A 527-nucleotide genomic window follows, 5' to 3' on the forward strand; every position below is an offset into this window, starting at 1 on the left:
TGGCGCGCAGGCGATTGAGCGGCCGGGTCAGGTTCCAGGCCAATACCCCAGTGAACAGCAGGCCACCTAGCCCCGCAACCCACACCAACGGCTCGGGAATATTGAGTATCAACATCGGACGCGGCGCGTAAGTTTCATCGCGTAAACGCTGGGCGTCAAAAGAGACCCAGTAGCGCTCGCCATTGGGCCCATTGACCACGTTGACAAGCGGCATATGCCGATCGCTCCGATGGTTTTGCTCATCCTCGTGCGGCCTGGGGCCAGCGGGAGGCGGAACCTCTCTGGCAGGCGGTTCACGCCACGGCGCAGGTGGCTGAGCCCATTTATCGGCCTCCATTGGCGTGGTAGACACACGCAGAAAACCGCGTTCCTGTGGCGGCCACTGGGCTTCCAGTGCCTCCAGCGCGGGCTGCCCGCCCTGTTGCAACGCCGATTGCGCCATCGACAATTGTAACGATATCAAGCGCTGGATCATCGCCTCTTCCGGCGGTGCACGGTGCCCGCCGTCATACAGCGTGAACCCCAAC

General features: G+C 62.6%; 1 pseudogene. It reads right to left on the minus strand.

Annotated features, from left to right (window positions below):
- Positions 1–527, minus strand: a pseudogene (locus J5224_RS35010) (hypothetical protein); the annotation flags it as partial.

Source organism: Candidatus Symbiopectobacterium sp. NZEC135 (assembly GCF_025962695.1).